General features: G+C 66.2%; 12 protein-coding genes. 3 read left to right on the top strand and 9 right to left on the bottom strand.

Annotated features, from left to right (window positions below; all coding sequences use genetic code 11):
* Positions 1-69 precede the first annotated feature (69 nt).
* Complete coding sequence (locus BN1233_RS23730) at positions 70-861, top strand: SDR family oxidoreductase (RefSeq protein WP_046866059.1); 792 nt, start codon at positions 70-72, stop codon at positions 859-861.
* Between the two features lie 53 nt (positions 862-914).
* On the opposite strand, the gene BN1233_RS23725 is transcribed toward BN1233_RS23730, so the two are convergent.
* The 4 genes from BN1233_RS23725 to BN1233_RS23710 all read right to left on the bottom strand — a co-directional run bounded on the left by BN1233_RS23725 (position 915) and on the right by BN1233_RS23710 (position 5,183).
* Positions 915-1,865, bottom strand: a complete 951-nt coding sequence (locus BN1233_RS23725; protein ID WP_147707472.1) for a polysaccharide deacetylase family protein — start codon at positions 1,863-1,865, stop codon at positions 915-917.
* 101 nt (positions 1,866-1,966) lie between these two features.
* Entirely contained in the window at positions 1,967-2,530 is a 564-nt protein-coding gene (locus BN1233_RS48525) for a GDYXXLXY domain-containing protein (protein WP_046866057.1), read from the bottom strand.
* Complete coding sequence (locus BN1233_RS23715) at positions 2,527-3,819, bottom strand: DUF2157 domain-containing protein (RefSeq protein WP_046866056.1); 1,293 nt, start codon at positions 3,817-3,819, stop codon at positions 2,527-2,529. Before BN1233_RS23715 ends, BN1233_RS48525 begins: the two co-directional genes overlap by 4 nt.
* 5 nt (positions 3,820-3,824) lie before the next feature.
* Positions 3,825-5,183, bottom strand: a complete 1,359-nt coding sequence (locus BN1233_RS23710; protein ID WP_046866208.1) for a peptidoglycan-binding domain-containing protein — start codon at positions 5,181-5,183, stop codon at positions 3,825-3,827.
* A gap of 154 nt (positions 5,184-5,337) precedes the next feature.
* On the opposite strand from BN1233_RS23710, the gene BN1233_RS23705 reads away from it, so the two are divergent.
* Positions 5,338-10,548: an alpha-2-macroglobulin family protein gene (locus BN1233_RS23705; protein ID WP_046866055.1), complete on the top strand. Its 5,211-nt coding sequence runs from the start codon at positions 5,338-5,340 to the stop codon at positions 10,546-10,548.
* 2 nt (positions 10,549-10,550) lie between these two features.
* A complete protein-coding gene (gene pbpC, locus BN1233_RS23700) occupies positions 10,551-12,659 on the top strand; it encodes a penicillin-binding protein 1C (RefSeq protein WP_046866054.1) in 2,109 nt (702 codons plus the stop codon).
* A gap of 112 nt (positions 12,660-12,771) precedes the next feature.
* Here the strand turns inward: pbpC and BN1233_RS23695 are convergent, their stop codons facing one another.
* The 5 genes from BN1233_RS23695 to BN1233_RS23675 form a co-directional block, all read right to left on the bottom strand.
* Complete coding sequence (locus tag BN1233_RS23695) at positions 12,772-13,233, bottom strand: hypothetical protein (protein WP_048708419.1); 462 nt, start codon at positions 13,231-13,233, stop codon at positions 12,772-12,774.
* Positions 13,234-13,701: 468 nt separating this feature from the next.
* A complete protein-coding gene (locus BN1233_RS23690) occupies positions 13,702-14,646 on the bottom strand; it encodes a branched-chain amino acid ABC transporter permease (protein WP_046866053.1) in 945 nt (314 codons plus the stop codon).
* Entirely contained in the window at positions 14,646-15,527 is an 882-nt protein-coding gene (locus BN1233_RS23685) for a branched-chain amino acid ABC transporter permease (RefSeq protein ID WP_046866052.1), read from the bottom strand. The genes BN1233_RS23690 and BN1233_RS23685 overlap by 1 nt, the downstream gene beginning before the upstream one ends.
* 65 nt (positions 15,528-15,592) lie before the next feature.
* Complete coding sequence (locus BN1233_RS23680; RefSeq protein WP_052763899.1) at positions 15,593-16,801, bottom strand: ABC transporter substrate-binding protein; 1,209 nt, start codon at positions 16,799-16,801, stop codon at positions 15,593-15,595.
* A 32-nt stretch (positions 16,802-16,833) separates the two neighbouring features.
* Positions 16,834-17,541 (bottom strand): ABC transporter ATP-binding protein, encoded by a 708-nt coding sequence (locus tag BN1233_RS23675; protein ID WP_046866051.1) that lies wholly within the window; start codon positions 17,539-17,541, stop codon positions 16,834-16,836.
* Between the last annotated feature and the right edge of the window lies 1 nt (position 17,542).

The following is a 17,542-nucleotide window of genomic DNA, read 5'->3' as shown; positions in this document are numbered from 1 at the left end:
TGGCGTATCGGGCTGCCCGGGCGCCGAGAGGGGGCAATTCGGCGTCCGGATGGGGCTTGCGAGGGAAGCATGGAAACGGGGCTGCGGGGCCGGTCGGTGCTGGTCACGGGAGGCAGTGACGGGATCGGGAAGGCCATTGCGGAGGGGTTCCTCGCCGAGGGAGTGCGGGTCGCGATCTGCGGCCGCGATCCCGCCCGCTTGGAGCGCGCGCAGGCGGCTCTCGAGGCGCGGCCGGGCGCCGAGGTCGTCGCCATCGCGGCGGATCTCACAGATGCCGTCGATGTCGACCGGATGTGCGGGCATGTTCTCGACGCGTTCGGGACGGTCGATATCCTCGTCAACAATGCGGGCGGGCCGCCACCCGGGACCTTCGAGGATACGAGCGACGAGGTGTGGCGTGTCGCTTACGAGCTGACGCATGTCTCGGCCCTGCGGACGACACGCCATGTCCTGCCGGGCATGCGCAGCCAGCGGTGGGGCCGGATTCTGAACGTCTCGTCTTATTCCGTGAAGATGCCGATGCCGGCGATGATGCTGTCCAACAGCATCCGGCTCGCGACCATCGGATGGGCAAAGTCGCTCTCGGCCGAAGTCGCCCGGGACAACATCCTCGTGAACACCATCTGTCCGGGCTGGACGCGGACCCCGCGGATCTCGGCCCTGATTGCCCGTCAGGCGAGCGGGCAGGGGCGTTCCACGGAGGAGGTCGAGGCTGAGATCCAAGAAACGATCCCGCTCGGGCGCCTGGCGGAACCGCAGGAGATCGCCGCGCTCGCCGTTTTTCTCGGGTCGAACGCGGCGAGCTATATCACCGGCACTGTGATCCAGGTCGACGGGGGGCTCATCTCGGGGCCGTTGTGAGGGGCTGGTTGGCCGGTCGCAGTGCAGGCCCGCGGGACGGCAGAGCAGGATTGTCAGGAACGGCGCACCCCGCTCACACTCGGTGGCGGCATCGTCGTGCCGAGATCCGCCTCGGCCGCGCAGTAGCGGGCGATGTCGGCATGGGTCGCGAACCACACGCCGTCGAGAGATCGCGCGAACCGGATGAGCTCTTCGAGGATCCAGATGCGCGACCGCTGCCCGATGACGTGCGGATGCATCGTAAGGACGAAAAGGCCCTTCTCCTGGTAGGCCATCTCGAATTCGCGGCGGAAGATGTCGAAGACCGCGTCGGGGCTCGTGTAGGGCCGCGTTGCGCTCGCCCGGTCCATGTTGAAATAGACGGCGTCATCGCGAATCCACTCGACCGGGACTTCGACGATCCCAGTCGGCTGGCCGTCCTCCAGGAGCTCATAGGGCTCCGTATCGGCCATCAGCGAGGAGTCGTAGCGTAGGCCCATCTCCCGAATGATCTTCAACGTATGGTCGCTGAAGTCCCAGGAGGCCGTTCGCATGCCAACGGGCTCCTTGCCGGAAAGCTTTGCGAGCGTATCGCGCGCCCGGAACGCGAGCTCACGCTCGGCCTCGAAGGGCAGCGTGGAGTTGAACTCGTGGATCCAGCTATGGATACCGAGTTCATGGCCTGAATCCACCACGGCCTTGGGCTCGTCCGGATGGATGAGAGCCGACACGCCCGGCATGAAGAATGTCGCGGGCACGTTGTAACGCTCGAGGAGGCGCAGGACGCGCGGGCTGCCGACACGACCGCCGAACTGTCCCTGGCTGAGCTTCCCGACCGACTGTCCTCCGTATCTGAGTTCCGCCGTTTCATGGTCGGCATCGAACGACAGGGCAACGGCGCAGCGCGCACTCCCCTTCCACCGGACGGGCTTGAGAGACCGTCCGGCCCGAACGCGCGCGATCTTGGCACGCCATGTGGCCTCGTCCCATTGCCACGGCTCCTGGGCCTTGCCGACTTCCGACATGCAACCCTCCATTGAGGCGCAAGCTAGGGCGAGTGCGTCCGGCCGCCACGCTCCTCCGGCAGCACTCGAAGGCGGAACGTGGCTTCTGCTCCCGGATTGCCCTAAAGCAGATCCACCTCGTACAGAACTCGCCCGTCTCGAATAAGGCGCTTGAGTGCGGCGCGGCCGCTTCCGGCAACCGCCACGTCGACCTCGAGCTGCTCGCCGTTGCGCAGACGCTCGAGCTCCCGGCCCTTTCCCTCCGGGACGAAGAAGCGTTCGAGGCCGTATTCCACACGATAGGCGCGACAGGGATCGGTGCAATCCGCGACCCCGTCAGGCCCCGAGATGCGGCCCTGCAGAACGAGTGCGTCGGCAGGTCGCTTCCTGTGCACGGCGATGGGCCGCCACGCGTCCCCGCTACGTTCCAGAGCTACGAAAACCGTCTCTCCGATGCTGAATGCATCGTCGCCGCTCAACACGTCCGTGCGGATTCGCGAGAGCGGCGTCGCGAGGACGACGTAGTCGCCCCGCAACAGGTCTCTCGGATCGACGGGGACCACGGCGAGTCGGATCTCGGTGCCGGTTCGCAGCAGAATGGCCCGGTCGGCAACGAGCCAGGCAAGCAGCGCGGCCTGCAGCAGGAAAGCCGCCAGCGCACCGCGGCGAATGCGACGGGCGATCACGAGGTTGCTCCTGCCGCACCGAGGCGGCGTCGAAACCGAAGAAGCGCATAGGACACGGCGATGAAGAGGAGCCCGCCTGCGAACAGCGCGACAGCCGTATCGAGGAGCGTACCGAGCGTGATGGTGTAGAGATAGACCGCTTCGGCACCGAACGCGACGAGACCGGTACGGGAGCCGAATCCGTTGCGGCCCTCGTGGCCGAGCGCGGCGACCCAAACCCCGCCGAGCAGGACCAGGGCACCGCCGGCAAGACGCGCCATGAATCCGTCCTCCGGCGACAGGGCCGCGAGTGCAAGGCTCCCGCCCGCCAGGAGCACCACGGCACCGAGATCGGTCCGGGAGGCGCGCGTCCGAGACAAGGCGAAGGCCGCGAGACCAACCGGCACGAGGGCGCCGAGACAGGCGAACGGCAGCCAGTCGAGACGGCGGTCCGGCGTCTCTGCGAGCGGCACGACCTGCAATGCAAAGAGCGCGAGGAGCACTGCACTTAGGGCCGGGACCAGAAGGTCGGAGCCCAGGCGTCCGATTGCTGCATTCGGGTGGTTCGTGACGGTGACGCCGACCGCCCATAGGGCCAGCGCCGTGACGGCACCGGTGGCAAGAACACCGCCGGCGGGCCAGTCCCCCGATTGGCCGAGCGCATAGAGCACGAGCGCGATCCAGCCGAGGCACCCGGAGATCGCCGCCATGCGGGCGATGCGGTTGTCGAGGTGCACGGCGAGTGCCAGCCCTGCCAGAACGGGCCAGTAGCCGGGCCAGTGCGGCGCCTCGGTCGCTTCCGTGATCAGCCCGGACCAGAACAGGGCGCCGGCCATACCGAGAGCCATCATGGCTGTCGAATGCACCAAGAAAGCCGCTCCGAGGCAGCCGCCTGCGAACAGGAGAACAGCGTCGCTGAACTCACCCGACAGATGATAGCTCTGTCCAATGAGGGCGATGGACGCCGCGAAGACGAGACCGGCGAGAAGCATGCTCGCTTCCGCGGCAAGAATTCGACCTTGCGTCCACAGGTGAGCCGCAAGGCCGTGGGCTCCCCCGAGGGCGAGCATCAGGAGCAGGAGCCGTATCGGGCGTGGGATGGCCTCCCAATTCGCTGCGACGAAAGACAGGGTGCCGAGACCGAGCAGAACGGCGCCGAGGATGGCGATCAGGCCCGAGAAACCGCCGCGCACGCGAGAGACCGGAAGTGACTGCAGGATGGCCGCCGCGCCTTCCGGCGTGACCCAGCCGTTCTCCTGCCAGTTGCGGAGATCAGCGGTGAGGCGGCGGCGATACGATGATTCGGACATGGCGCTCATGAACCGCAGAAGAGCGGCACGATTGCGCCGCGAAATGCCGCCGCGAGGTCTCCTGCACTGCGTTCTCCCGCGGAGGTCGCCTGCGGGGCAGAGGCTGGGATCGCATCGGTGGCCGCGGCCAGGACGAGCGGATGGTGGGCCGAGGGCGAAATGCCGGCAGTGAATCGCGGCGGCGCCAGATCTCCGACGAAGCCCGCGAGCCGGCCCGAGCGATCGAAGAGCGGCGCCCCGGCGGCGCCATGCTGCAGCGGCCCCGAGACCGTGCCGTCCGGCATGGCGAGCGCTGATGCCGCGACCAGAGTCGGCTGTCCGCGATCGAGCATGAAGAACAGAGCGAGGAGCGCGGTCTCGGGCGTCAGCGGCGCCGCACGCGCGCCGGGACTCGTGGTCTGCTGGATCTGGTCGGTCTCGATGATCCGGAGCGGACCCGTCACCGGAAGGACCTTCACGGCGCGATCGCCCACGCGAAGATCCCTGCAGGTCTCGATGGAGGCTGCTGTGACGATGCGCCCGGGCGCTACGACAAGTCCCGTCGCGATCAGGCGCGGGCGGTTGGCCTCGCTCGCGGCGGCCGAACGATCTTCGGCGGAAGGCGCGGCGGGCGCTGGGAACGGCGCGAAGCTTGCCGCTATCGCGACGACGAGAGGATCGATCTCGGACGAGAGCGCCTTGTCGTAGCCGATCGAGAATCCACGCAGGCCGTCCGGACCGCTGCCGTATTGCGTGTAGAATCGACCGGTCGGCGTCTCTCCCGCGATCACGAAGGAGTCGGGACCGATCCGCTTCGTGGTGACCTGGCGGCCGGGTGCGCGGATCGAAAGGTTGCGATCATAGAGGGACTGCAGGGTAGCGCCCGCTTCCTGAACGGGCCGGGTGTCGAGGGTGACCCGTTCGTCCGCGCTCTGCCAGCGTGAGCCGCCGCCCGGATTCACGCTTCGCTTCGGGAGCACGCGCTCGGGAACCTCGATCCGTACGCCGGTGCGCTCGTCATCGATCAGCCTGAAACCGCTCGCCTCGCGAGGCCCCTTCGCGGCTGCTGCCAGCGCAGCGCGCGTCTTGGCATCGACGAGACCCGTCGCCTCAAGTCGAGCTCTGCGCTGGAATGCGAGAACCGCATCGAGGACGGGCCGGCTGAAACCCGTACCTTCAACGGCCCTGAGATCTCCGATCAGGGCGAGAGATTCCTGGATCCGGCGTCGCTCCTGTTCCGGGAGCATCTCGAAGGCTGTTTTTGCGGATTGGAACGCCTGCTGCATGGCGCGTGCCGATGCGGCCGGTTGACTTTGCGCAACGGCACCCGGTGGGAGGACGATCATGAGAAGTGCGGCGATGCAGACGCCGACACGCACGAGCATGTGTGACGAACCCTCTGGCGGTGCATCGTTGCAGAGCAGACGACGATTGCAAGCAATCTCGTTCGGCATCGTGACTCGAAGGTGAGGGCTCGGAGCGATCTTCCGCGCGTCATCGAACAGGAATAGGCTCCCGGGATCTGCCGCGGGGTGCGAAATGATCCGGACAATCCATTATGTCGTCGCTCTTGCGGCTGCACTCCTGTCGGCTTCGTCGGCAGCTGCCCAGAAAACCTATCAGCCGGAGGCGCTGGCTGGTGAAGGACAGCGGCTTGAGGCGCAGCTCAAGGGCGAAGCCGGACGCACGGCAGGCGGCAGCGCGGCGCAGATGCGACGGGATGCGGAGGCGGTCCTCGCGCGCGACCCCCGCCGCGCGCTTGCGCTGGCAACTGCCGCAATCGCGACCGAGCCCTCGAATGCCGCGAATTGGCTCGCCTATGCGCGCTCCGCCCAGGCGGTTCAGCCGGCAGATTGGAGCGAGCGCTATCGCCTGCAGGAACGGATGACGGTCGCGGCTCATACGGCCTATCTGCGCGCGACGACGAGCGCCGACGAGGCACGCGCCCTCGCGACCCTCGCAGAGATCTATGTTCTCAGGGAGATGTGGCACCCCGCGCTCAATACCTATCGCGCGAGCCTGCAGATCGCCGATGATCCGACGGTGCGGCAGACGTACGAGTCGCTCCGCGAAATGCATGGTTTCCGTATCGTCGATTACAGGATCGATTCCGATTCCGCGTCGCCGCGAGTCTGCTTCCAGTTCTCGGATCCGCTGGCGAACGGCAAGGTCGATTTTGCGCCGTTCGTGGCGATCTCCGGCACGGCGAATGCGGCGGTGACGGCCGAGGGAAATCAGCTCTGTGTCGATGGGCTTCAGCACGGCCAGCGTTATGCCTTCGTGTTGCGCCAGGGCTTGCCGTCCGCGGTCGACGAAACGCTCCTGAAGAATGCCGATTACGAAGTCTATGTACGGGATCGCTCGCCGCAGGTCCGCTTCACGGGCCGCACCTATGTGTTGCCGCGAACGGGACAGGAAGGCATTCCCGTTGTCTCCGTCAACACCTCGCAGGTCGAGATCGACATTGCCCGGATCGGGGACCGCAGCCTGCTGCCGACGGTCCGGTCGGAGGAATTTCTGGCGCAATTGAGCCGGTCCTCCGCTGCGCAGATTGCTTCCGAGAGTGGATTCAAAATCTGGTCCGGGACGCTCGATACGACCTCCGACCTGAACCGCGACGTCATCACGGCATTCCCCGTCACCGAGGCGGTGGGCGTCCTTCAGCCGGGCGTCTATGTGATGACCGCACGGCCGAAAGGTGCGCCCGATAACGGCTCGGACTGGGAGCCCACGGCAACCCAGTGGTTCGTCGTCTCGGACCTCGGACTGACGGCCTTCAAGGGCAAGGACGGTGTCCACGTCTTCGTGCGTTCGCTCGCGAGCGCCGAGCCCGTGGCCAATGTCGAACTGCGCCTCGTTGCGCGCAACAACGAGGTCCTTGCCACGAAGACTTCGGATGCGAATGGATATGCGGTGTTTGATCCCGGTCTCGCGCGCGGGCAGGGCGGTCTCGCGCCCGGTCTCGTTGTTGCGAGCTTCGAAACGGATTACGGCTTTCTCGATCTCACCGGTTCGGCCTTCGACCTGACCGACCGCGGCGTTAAGGGACGTCCGCCGGCCGCGGGAGTCGATGCGTTCCTCTACGCAGAGCGCGGCGTCTATCGCACCGGAGAGACGGCCTTCGTTTCCGCCCTCCTGCGCGATTCCGGTGGCGTTGCCGTTTCAGGTGTCCCGCTCACGTTCGTGGTAAAGCGTCCGGACGGCGTCGAGGCGCGCCGCATGGTCGTCGAGGATCAGGGACTCGGCGGTCGCATATTGTCGGTCCCGATTCTGCCCGGAGCCATGCGCGGCACCTGGCGCGTTACTGCTTTCACGGATCCGAAGGGCAGTGCCGTCGGCGAGACGAGCTTCCTCGTCGAGGATTACGTCCCCGAGCGGCTCGATGTGGTGCTGACGCCGAAGGCGAAACGCTTGCGACCGGGAGAGCCCGCAGAGATCGATGTCGAGACGCGCTATCTCTTCGGCGCACCCGGCTCAGGCCTCGAGATTTCTGGCGAAGTGTCCGTAGAAGAGGCGAGCGTGAGCGCAGTTCCGGGCCTCGAGGGCTTCACGGTCGGACTCGATGACGAGGATTTCGAAGCCTCGACCGTCGAACTCGAGGAGACGGTCACGACGGATGCTGAGGGCCGTGCAACCGTGCGGGCGCCCATCCAGGAGGTGACGGCGCCGCGCCCGACGCAGGCACGCGTGGTCCTGCGGGTCGGCGAGCCCGGCGGACGCGCCGTGGAGCGCAGGATCGTGCTTCCGATCCTCCCCGGTGGACCCGTCATCGGCATCAGGAAGGCCTTCGGCGAACTGAAGGACGGCGACACCGCGACCTTCGAATCCGTGCTGGCGGCGCCCGATGGCCGGCGCCTCGCAAAATCGGGTGTCGCCTGGACGCTGTCGCGGGTCGAGAAGCGGTATCAATGGTACAACAGCGAAGGCCGGTGGGGTTACGAACCGATCCAGTCCGTGCGGCGCGTAGCCGATGGTCGTCTCGATCTGACCGCCGATGCGGTCGCGCGCATCACGGCGCCGGTGAACTGGGGATCGTACCGCCTCGACATCGCCGCGCCGGAACTCGGCGAGCGCGCGCATACGAGCCTCTCTTTCACGGTGGGATGGTCCGGAGAGGTCACCGCCGAGACGCCGGATCTCCTCGACCTGAACCTCGATCGTGCGAGCTACCGGACGGGTGACATCATGAAGGTTCGTCTGTCGCCGCGGTTCGGCGGCAAGGCGACCCTCGCGATCGTCGGCGGCCGGGTTCAGGCCATCCGGGTCGTCGACGTGCCGGCCGACGGCATCGAGATCTCGCTGCCGGTCGAGGCCGGATTGGGGACGGGCGCCTATGTCGTCGCCATGGCTCACCGCCCGCTCGATCAGGCTGCCCGGCGAATGCCAGGGCGGGCGCTCGGGCTCGCATGGTTCGAGGTCGATCGATCGGCGCGAACTCTCGCGGTCACCATGGATGCGCCGGCGCAGGTCAGGCCACGCGGAACGCTGACGATCCCGGTGCGCGTCGACGGCCTGTCGCCCGGCGAGGAGGCGCGCGTCACGGTTGCTGCGGTCGATGTCGGCATCCTGAACCTGACCGCCTACGAGTCTCCGAACCCGGAGAACTATTTCCTGGGGCAGCGTCAGCTCGGGACGGAAATCCGCGATCTCTATGGCTACCTGATCGACGGCATGCAGGGCACGCGCGGCGCAATCCGCTCCGGAGGCGACGCGGAACCCGCTGCGCTCGAAGGTATCCCGCCGACACAGGAGCCGCTCGCACGCTTCTCGGGAATCGTGCGCGTCGCGGCGGATGGCTCCGCCAGGGCCGATTTCGAACTCCCGTCCTTCAACGGGACTGCGCGGATCATGGCCGTGGCCTGGACGAAGGACCGCGTCGGCCACGCGGTGGCCGAGACGGTGATCCGCGATCCCGTGGTGGTCACAGGCACGCTTCCGCGTTTCCTGTCGATCGGCGATCAGTCTCGGTTCTTCATTCAGGTCGACAATGTCGAGGGGAGGGGTGGCGAGTACCAGGTCGATGTCGACATCAAGGGACCGGTCATCGTGCCGGTCGATGCGCTGCGCACTACGTTGCGCCTCGATCCGCAGAGTCGGGCGACGTTGACCCTGCCCGTGACGGCAGCAGGTCCGGGAACCGCGACGATCGATGTCACCGTGTCGGGCGAGGGAACTGCCGTGACCCAGAGCTACGCGTTGCGCGTGCAGCCGGGGAGCGGCGGACTCGTGCGGCGTACCGTGCGAACGCTCGATCCCGGCGCGAGTGTGACGCTCTCCCACGATCTCGTCGCCGATCTCGTGCCGGGCACGGCCGAGACAACCGTGTCCCTCACGACGCTGGCTGCGCTCGACGTTCCAGGTCTCCTGGCAGCGCTCGACCGGTTTCCCTATGGATGCTCGGAGCAGATCGTCAGCCGGGCAATGCCGTTGCTCTACGTCAACCGCCTCGCTGCAGCGGAAGCCTTGCGCCCCGATCTCGACGTCGACGAGCGTGTGCGCGATGCGATCGAGCGCCTTCTTGCGCGTCAGGATTCGGCAGGCTCGTTCGGACTGTGGACTGTTGGTGGCGACGATCTCTGGCTCGATGCCTATGTGACGGATTTCCTGACCCGTGCCCGCGAGCGCGGCTTCACGTTGCCGCAATCGGCATTCGGCCAGGCGCTCGACCGGCTGCGCAACTTCGTCGCCAACACGACGAATGTCGAGGAAAGCGCAGCGGAACTCGCCTATGCGGCTTACGTGCTGGCCCGCAATGGGCGGCCCGTGATGGGAGATCTCCGCTATCTCGCAGACACGAAGCTCGCTGCCTTCGAGTCGCCCCTCGCGCGCGCGCAGATCGGCGCGGCACTCGCACTGCTCGGCGATCGCGGTCGCGCACAGACGGTGTTCTCCGCCGCTCTGGCTCGGCTGCGAGAGATCCGGGATCGGAACACGTACCGTGCCGATTACGGATCGCGCCTGCGCGACGGCGCAGGGCTCCTCGCGCTCGCGAGCGAAGCAGGCAGAGCCTCGGATCTCGTGCAGCCGGTTGCGCAAATCCTGGAGGACGAACGGGCCACTGGACGTGCTACGAGCACGCAGGAGAATGCCTGGATGGTGCTTGCGGCCGACGCGGCTCTGCCGGACGCAAAGGCAATGATGTTCCGCGTCGACGGCGCCGAGCACAAAGGCGCATTCCAGCGCCGCCTCTCCGACGAGATGTTGGCGCGGCAGCCGCTCACCATCGCCAATGCGGGCGCGGTACCGGTGCAACTCGTCGTCAGTGTGGCCGGAAATCCGCTGGCACCCGAGCCGCCCCTGTCGCGGGGCTACAATGTGGAGCGGTCCTATTTCCGCCTCGACGGAACGGCGGTGAATCCCGCCCAGGTGCGCCAGAACGATCGCCTCGTCACGGTCCTCAAGATCAATGACGCGACGAGCACCGCCGCGCGCCTTCTCCTCGTCGACCGCTTGCCGGCCGGCTTCGAGATCGACAATCCGAATCTGGTCAGCAGCGGCTCCGTTGCGGCGCTCGATTGGCTGAAGACGGAGATCGAACCCGCGCATGCCGAATATCGGGACGACCGATTTGTGGCGGCGTTCGACCGGCCTGCGAACGGCCCGGCATCGTTCATGGTGGCCTACATCGTCCGTGCAGTTGCGCCCGGCCGCTACGTGCACCCGCCGGCGCAGATCGAGGACATGTACCGCCCGGAAAACTTCGGACGCACCGCCACCGGAACGGTCGAGATCGTCACCGCACGACCCTGACCATGAAACCGGAGTCGTCAGGGCGCAGGACGAGGCTGCGTAAGAGCCTTCTCGCAGTGGGCGGTAGCATTACTGCGGTGGTTCTCGCAGGAGCCGTGGGCGCGATTTTGCTCGCACGCGCGCTGCCGCCGCTCGATCTTGCTGTCGCAGAGGAGCGCTCGACGGTCGTCCTCGACCGCGATGGAAACCTGCTGCGTCCCTTCGCGACGCGTGACGGGCGCTGGCGTCTCCCGGTAAGTATCGGCGATGTCGATCCTCGCTTTCTCGCGATGCTGAAGGCGTACGAAGATTCCCGCTTCGAGTCCCATCACGGCATCGACCCGCGCGCGCTCCTTCGTGCTGCATTCCAATTCGCCTGGCATGGACGCGTGGTGTCCGGAGCTTCGACGCTCACGATGCAGGTGGCGCGCCTTCTCGAGCCGCGCGCCGAACGCTCGCTCGCGGCGAAGCTGCGCCAGATGATCCGCTCCGTTCAACTCGAGCAGCGGTTGTCGAAGTCGCAGATCCTCGAACTCTATCTCGCGCTCGCGCCTTACGGCGGCAATCTCGAAGGCGTCCGTGCCGCGAGCCTGTCCTATTTCGGACGGGAGCCGAAGCGCCTGTCGGCCACCGAAGCAGCGCTCCTCGTCGCGCTGCCGCAGGCACCGGAAGCACGGCGCCCGGATCGCTTTCCCGCGGCGGCGCGGCTGGCTCGTGATCGAGTCCTCGAGCGCGTGGCTGCCGCCGGCCTCGTGGCCGAGGACGAGGTTCGCCGAGCCAGTGCGGAGGCGCTGCCGGCAGGGCGGCAGGCCTTCCCCATGCATGCTGCCCACTTGGCCGAGGCAGCCATAACCGAGCGTCCCGCTGATGCCGTGCACCGCCTTGCGATCGACGGCCGCCTGCAGGAATCGCTCGAGGGATTGGCGCGTGAGCGAGCGGCACAACTCGGCCCACGGCTGTCGGTGGCGATCATCGTCGTCCATAACGCGACCGGCGAGATCCGGGCCCTTGTGGGGAGCGCCGGCTATCTCGACAGCGAGCGTGCGGGGGCCATCGACATGACCACCGCGATCCGCTCGCCCGGATCGGCGCTGAAGCCCTTCATCTATGCTCTCGCCTTCGAGCAGGGCATCGCCCATCCCGAGACACTGCTCGACGATCGCCCGACCCGCTTCGGAATCTGGCAGCCGGAGAATTTCGACCTCCATCATCTCGGCATCGTGACGGCGCGGCGCGCGCTCCAGCTCTCGCTGAACGTGCCCGCCGTCGAACTTCTGCAGCAGGTCGGTGTTGCGCGACTGCTCGCTCGCCTCGACAGCGCTGGTGCGCAGGCGGTGCTGCCGCGGGATGCACCGCCGGGGCTGGCGGTGGGTCTCGGAGGCCTCGGCGTGACGCTGACCGATCTCACGAGGCTCTATGCGGGTCTGGCGCGAGGTGGCTCGGTGCCGGTGCTGCGCCGCAGGCAAGACTCCGATCCTGTGACCGAAAGCGGTGCGATCGCGGATCCGGTCGCGGCCTGGTATGTCGCCGACATCCTCCGAGGGGCGCCGCCGCCGGATCGGGCGCTCGCAAACCGTATCGCCTACAAGACAGGCACGTCCTACGGATACCGCGACGCCTGGGCCGTCGGGTTCGACCGCGACTTCACGATCGGCGTCTGGGTCGGTCGGCCGGATGGCAGTGCGGTTCCCGGGCTCGTGGGCCGGGTCGTTGCCGCGCCGATCCTGTTCGATGCTTTTGCGCGGCTCGGGATTGAACCGCAGCCGATCGCTCGTCCGACCCATGCGCTCGTTGCAACCACCGCAAACTTGCCACCGCCGCTTCGCCATGTGCGCAACGACGTGCCGAAGACATTGCTGTCCCTCGCGCAGGCGCCCCTGCACATCAGCTATCCGATCGACGGATCGCGCGTCGAACTCGGTATGACTGGCGGGGTGGAGGGCGGGAGCCGGCTCGTCATGAAGGCGACGGGTGGTTCGCCTCCGCTCACCTGGCTCGTCAACGGCGCGCCGGTGGAGACCGGCTTGCTGCGCCGGAACGCGTCATGGCGTCCCGACGGCGCCGGCTTCGTGCAACTCTCCGTCATTGATGCAAAGGGCGCATCCGTCAGTGTGACGGTGCGGATCGAGTGAGATTGGCTAAGAGCGGCCACAGTTGCGCGGTGAGCATCAGGTGCCGACCGCATGCTCGTCGGAAATGATCATTGAACCGGCCGCTCGTCGCGGCCGGTTCGATCCTCTGCAATCAGATCAGAAGCATCAGGAGCAGCGGCAGTCCCACGGCTCCGGCAACCACAGCGCCCGTGCGGAGATCCGCCCGGGGATCGCTCATGCGGCGGAGCTTCTTCGCAAACGATCCGGCCTGGATGTGCCACCCGTTCATGCAGGAGCACAGGAGCCGGTGGGCACGCCATTCCGAAATTTCGAAATAGTCCATCGCATCGCCGAGGCGGTCGCTCGCGAGGCCGTCCGCCCGCAGGATGGGATCCGCGAAGGCGACGGTCAGCGGGGATTCGTCGGCGCGGATGTCCCGGCGTTCGGCAGCGGGCACGAATTCGATCTCACCGAGAGACCGGAGCCGGCGCGAGGGATCCTGCTCCAGGCACTCGGCCCAGCGCAGGAGGCGCTCACGGCGGGTTAAAAAGCCTCTTTCCTGAGCCGTCACGTCGGCGATTGTGAGGAGCGCGTCTTTCGCCCGATGTTCCATTTGGCGTCTCTCCGCTCGAGAGGTCCTCTCCCCCCAAGTGGATGCCGGTTGGGCGGGAGATGGCACTCACGCTAGCAACTGGAGCCCGACCGACTCGCGAAACCGGCAAGCACTTTCGCGAGCCGTGCTCTCGATAGGGGATCGACGATCCCCCTACGTAACGTAATGTGGGGCGGATCGAAGGCTTTTTTACGTCAGGGCTATAGGAAGCTTGCGCGAGGACACTGTCCGGACCCGGTGCCGCTCGTGCGCTTCGTTCCAGCAGGCCGTAGGTCCCCGGATAAGTCAGGCTCGAGTTGGAATGTGTTTGCGTGCGAGCGGTTCGGGCAGACCCGACCGTCGGAGCCAACAGCAAATCGAAGAAGTGTAATTCTCCTCGGGGGCGGAGGGTCGTTCCCTCCGCAAAAGGCAGTTTTCAGGGACGCTGGTTCACGTTTCCGTTCGCCGCGCCTGCACCGGTGCGCCGAGTCACGCTCTCGCCTTCGAGCGTGGCCACAGGTGGCTCAGCGTGCCGACGATCCCCTGGCGGAACAACAGCACGCTCAGGACGAAGATCACACCGAGCACCACGGTGACCCAGGACCCGACGCGGTCGGCGAGGACGTTCTCGAGGCCGGTGATCACGAAAGCCCCGAGGACAGGACCCGTCAGAGTGCCGATGCCCCCGATCAGGGTCATCAGGATGACGCTGCCGGACGTAGCCCAATGGACGTCGGTGAGGGTTGCGAAGCCGAGTACGATCGTCTTCAGGGCGCCGGCGAGGCCCGAAAGGGCGGCAGACAGCACGAAGGCGACGAGCTTGAACCGGTCGACGTCGTAGCCGAGCGACGTGGCGCGCTGCTCGTTCTCCCGGATCGCCTGGAGGATCTGTCCGAACGGGGAGTGCACGATACGGGCGATCAGGAGCCAAGCCGCGACGACGACCACGAGCACGACGTAGTAGAGCGTCAGATCGTTGCCGATCGGAAGAATGCCGAACAAATTTCCGCGCGGGACGCCCTGGAGGCCATCCTCGCCACCCGTGAAGGGCGCCTGCAGCGCGAAGAAATAGAACATCTGCGCAAGCGCCATGGTGATCATGGCGAAGTAGATGCCCTGCCTCCGGATTGCGAGGCTCCCCACCACCAAGCCGAGCAGCGCCGCCACGAGCGTCCCGAACACGAGACCGAGCTCGGGTGAGAAGCCCCACACCTTTATGGCGTGACCCGCGGCATAGGCTGCCCCGCCGAAGAACATGGCGTGCCCGAAGGAGAGCAGCCCGACGAAGCCGAGCAAAAGATTGAACGCGCAGGCGAACAGGGCGAAGCATAGGAGCTTCATCAGAAGGATGGGATAGAGCCCCAGGAACGGGGCAACGATCCCGATCGCGACGAGGGCGGCGAAGACGAGGAACGGACGCGGGGACTTCGTCATCAGGTTTTTCCGAACAGGCCGGCAGGCCGCACGAGGAGCACGATGGCCATCACGAGGAACACGACGGTTGCCGAGGCCTCCGGCCAGAAGACGCGGGTCAGGCCCTCGATCACCCCGAGAGCGAGACCGGTCACGATGGCCCCGAGAATCGAGCCCATGCCGCCGATCACCACGACGGCGAACACCGCGATGATGATGTTCGAGCCCATGAGCGGCGTGATCTGCACCGCCGAGGCCGCAAGTACGCCGGCGAGCCCGGCGAGGGCGACGCCGAAACCGAAGGTGAGCGTCACGAGGAGCGGCACGTTGAGACCGAAGGCCTGCGCAAGAGACGGATTTTCGGTCGCGGCGCGCAGGGTGGCGCCCAGCTTGGTCCGTTCGATGACGAACCAAGTCGCGAAACAGACGACCAGCGAGACCCCGATGACCCAGGCGCGCGAGACCGGCAGGACCATGAAGCCGAGATTCCAGACACCGTTGAGCGCCGGCGGGCGAGGGTAGGAGCGCCCGGACGAGCCGTAGAAGTCGCGCAGCACGCCTTCCAGGATGAGCGACAGCCCGAAGGTGAGAAGAAGGCCGTAGAGCGGGTCAAGGCCCTTGAGCCAGCGCAGCAGCCCGCGTTCGACCAGAACACCGATCAGGCCAACCCCGAGCGGAACGAGCAGGAGCGCCCACCAGTAGTTCACGCCGAGCGCCGTCAGTGCGAAGAAAGCACCGAACGCGCCGAGCATGTAGAAGGCACCGTGCGCAAAGTTCACGATGTTGAGCGTCCCGAAGATCACCGCCAGCCCGAGAGACAGCATCGCATAGAACGAGCCGTTCACGAGCCCCAGCACGATCTGCGAGGCGAGGGCGGGAAGCGGCTTGCCGAAGATCTCCATCAGACGCCTTTCGGGATTGCTACTTGCGCCGCGGGAGCAGACTCCCGCGGCGCGTATTCACGGAATCAGGACTTGACGAGCGGGCAGCGCGACTTCGAGAGCGGCTGGAAGGCCTCGTCGCCGGGGACCACGGCAATCTGCTTGTAATAATCCCAGGGCGCCTTCGACTCGCTCGGTGACTTCACCTGGAACAGCTTCATGTCATGGACGTGCAGACCGTCCTCGCGAATCTTGCCGTTCTTCACGAACATGTCGTTGATGGGCATGGACTTCAGCTGCTTGGTAACGGCTTCGGTCTCGTCGGTTTTCGCGGCCTCGACCGCCTTCAGGTAGTTCGCGACCGCCGAATAGACGCCGGCATGGTTCGAGTTCGGCATCTTCTTGATGCGTTCCATATAACGCTTCGCAAAGGCCCGGCTCGCGTCGTCCTGATCCCAGTACCAGGCTTCCGTCGTGTAGAGTCCCTGTGCCTGCTCGATGCCGAGGCCATGCACGTCGGTGATCAGCGTGAGCAGACCGGCGAGCTGCTGCTTGGGTGTGAGGCCGAAGTCGAAGGCAGCCTTGATCGAGTTCACCGTATCGGCGCCGGCATTCGCGAGTCCGACGACCTTGGCGCCGGAACTCTGGGCCTGGAGCAGGAAGGACGAGAAGTCCGACGCGGAGAGCGGGTGCCGTACTGCGCCGAGAACCTTGCCGCCTGCCGCCGTCACGAAGTCGCCGGTATCCTTCTCGAGGCTGTGCCCGAAGGCGTAGTCGGCCGTGAGGAAGAACCAGGTGTCGCCACCGGCCTTCACGACCGCGGAACCCGTGACGTGCGCCAGTGCATAGGTGTCGAAGACGTAGTGAATCGTGAACGGGCCGCAGTCCTCGTTCGTCAGACGGGCCGTCGCCGCACCGGTGACGATCTGGAGCCGTTTCTTCTCGGTCGCGACCTTTGAGACCGCGATCGCCACCGAGGAGTTGAGGGACTCGGCGATCAGGTCGACGCCCTGTGTATCGAACCACTCCCGCGCCTTGCTCGCCGCGACATCCGCCTTGTTCTGGTGATCCGCGGAAATCAGTTCGACCGGCTTTCCGAGTACCTTGCCACCGTGATCCTCGATCGCCAGACGGGCCGCTTCGATCGCACCGTTGCCGCCGAAATCTGCGTAGACACCCGACAGGTCGGTCAGAATGCCGATCCGCACGACGTCGTCTGAGATCTGCTGGGCCATGCCGGGGCTCGCCACGGCCATCGCGACCCCGGCCACGGTCGTCATCAGGAATGTACGCATGCTCTCTCCCTAAACTATTCCAGAATGGTTGTTCATACCCCGAGGAAGCGGGCGAGTTCTTCCTGCCGTGCCTCGAGCTCCGCCTGTTTGAGCTCCATCGCGACGCTGCCGTGCTCGATGACGTAGAAGCGATCTGCCAGAGGCGCTGCGAACCGGAAATTCTGCTCGACCATTACGATCGTGTATCCGCGGCCTTTCAGAAAGCGGATGGTATCGGCGAGCTTCTGCACGATCACGGGCGCAAGTCCCTCCGAGATCTCGTCCAGGAGGAGGAGCTTCGCCCCGGTGCGCAGAATTCTCGCGATGGCGAGCATCTGCTGCTCGCCGCCCGACAGCTTCGTGCCCGGGCTCGAGCGCCGTTCGGCGAGGTTCGGGAAAATCCGGTAGATTTCCTCGACGCTCATGCCGCCCTCGGCCACCCGCGGGGGCAATTCCAGGTTCTCTTCGGTGGTCAGGCTCGCGAAGATGCCGCGCTCCTCCGGGCAGTAGCCGATCCCGAGCCGGGGAATCCTGTAGGGAGCCATCGAGATCGTTTCTTTGCCGGCGATCCGGATCGAGCCCTCACGGCGGGACAGGAGACCGAGAATGGCTCTGAGCGTGCTCGTGCGGCCGGCGCCATTCCTTCCGAGGAGGCTCACGACCTCGCCTTCATGGACCTTGACGTCGACGCCATGCAGGACGTGGCTTTCGCCATACCAGCCGTGCAGATTCTGAATGGAGAGGAAGGGAGAATCGGTCACG

Source organism: Microvirga massiliensis, from assembly GCF_001006805.1.
Lineage (GTDB): Bacteria > Pseudomonadota > Alphaproteobacteria > Rhizobiales > Beijerinckiaceae > Microvirga > Microvirga massiliensis.
The sequence above is the reverse complement of the archived record's forward strand: the minus strand, read 5'-3'. Positions and strand labels throughout refer to the sequence as shown.

Excerpts from the sequence above, each read along its gene's own strand:
- BN1233_RS23695 (WP_048708419.1), bottom strand. The coding sequence starts at position 13,233 with ATGGAACATCGGGCGAAAGACGCGCTCCTCACAATCGCCGACGTGACG.
- pbpC (WP_046866054.1), top strand. The coding sequence starts at position 10,551 with ATGAAACCGGAGTCGTCAGGGCGCAGGACGAGGCTGCGTAAGAGCCTT.
- BN1233_RS23730 (WP_046866059.1), top strand. The coding sequence starts at position 70 with ATGGAAACGGGGCTGCGGGGCCGGTCGGTGCTGGTCACGGGAGGCAGT.
- BN1233_RS23685 (WP_046866052.1), bottom strand. The coding sequence starts at position 15,527 with ATGGAGATCTTCGGCAAGCCGCTTCCCGCCCTCGCCTCGCAGATCGTG.
- BN1233_RS23690 (WP_046866053.1), bottom strand. The coding sequence starts at position 14,646 with ATGACGAAGTCCCCGCGTCCGTTCCTCGTCTTCGCCGCCCTCGTCGCG.
- BN1233_RS23705 (WP_046866055.1), top strand. The coding sequence starts at position 5,338 with ATGATCCGGACAATCCATTATGTCGTCGCTCTTGCGGCTGCACTCCTG.
- BN1233_RS23715 (WP_046866056.1), bottom strand. The coding sequence starts at position 3,819 with ATGTCCGAATCATCGTATCGCCGCCGCCTCACCGCTGATCTCCGCAAC.
- BN1233_RS23725 (WP_147707472.1), bottom strand. The coding sequence starts at position 1,865 with ATGTCGGAAGTCGGCAAGGCCCAGGAGCCGTGGCAATGGGACGAGGCC.
- BN1233_RS23680 (WP_052763899.1), bottom strand. The coding sequence starts at position 16,801 with ATGCGTACATTCCTGATGACGACCGTGGCCGGGGTCGCGATGGCCGTG.
- BN1233_RS23710 (WP_046866208.1), bottom strand. The coding sequence starts at position 5,183 with ATGCTCGTGCGTGTCGGCGTCTGCATCGCCGCACTTCTCATGATCGTC.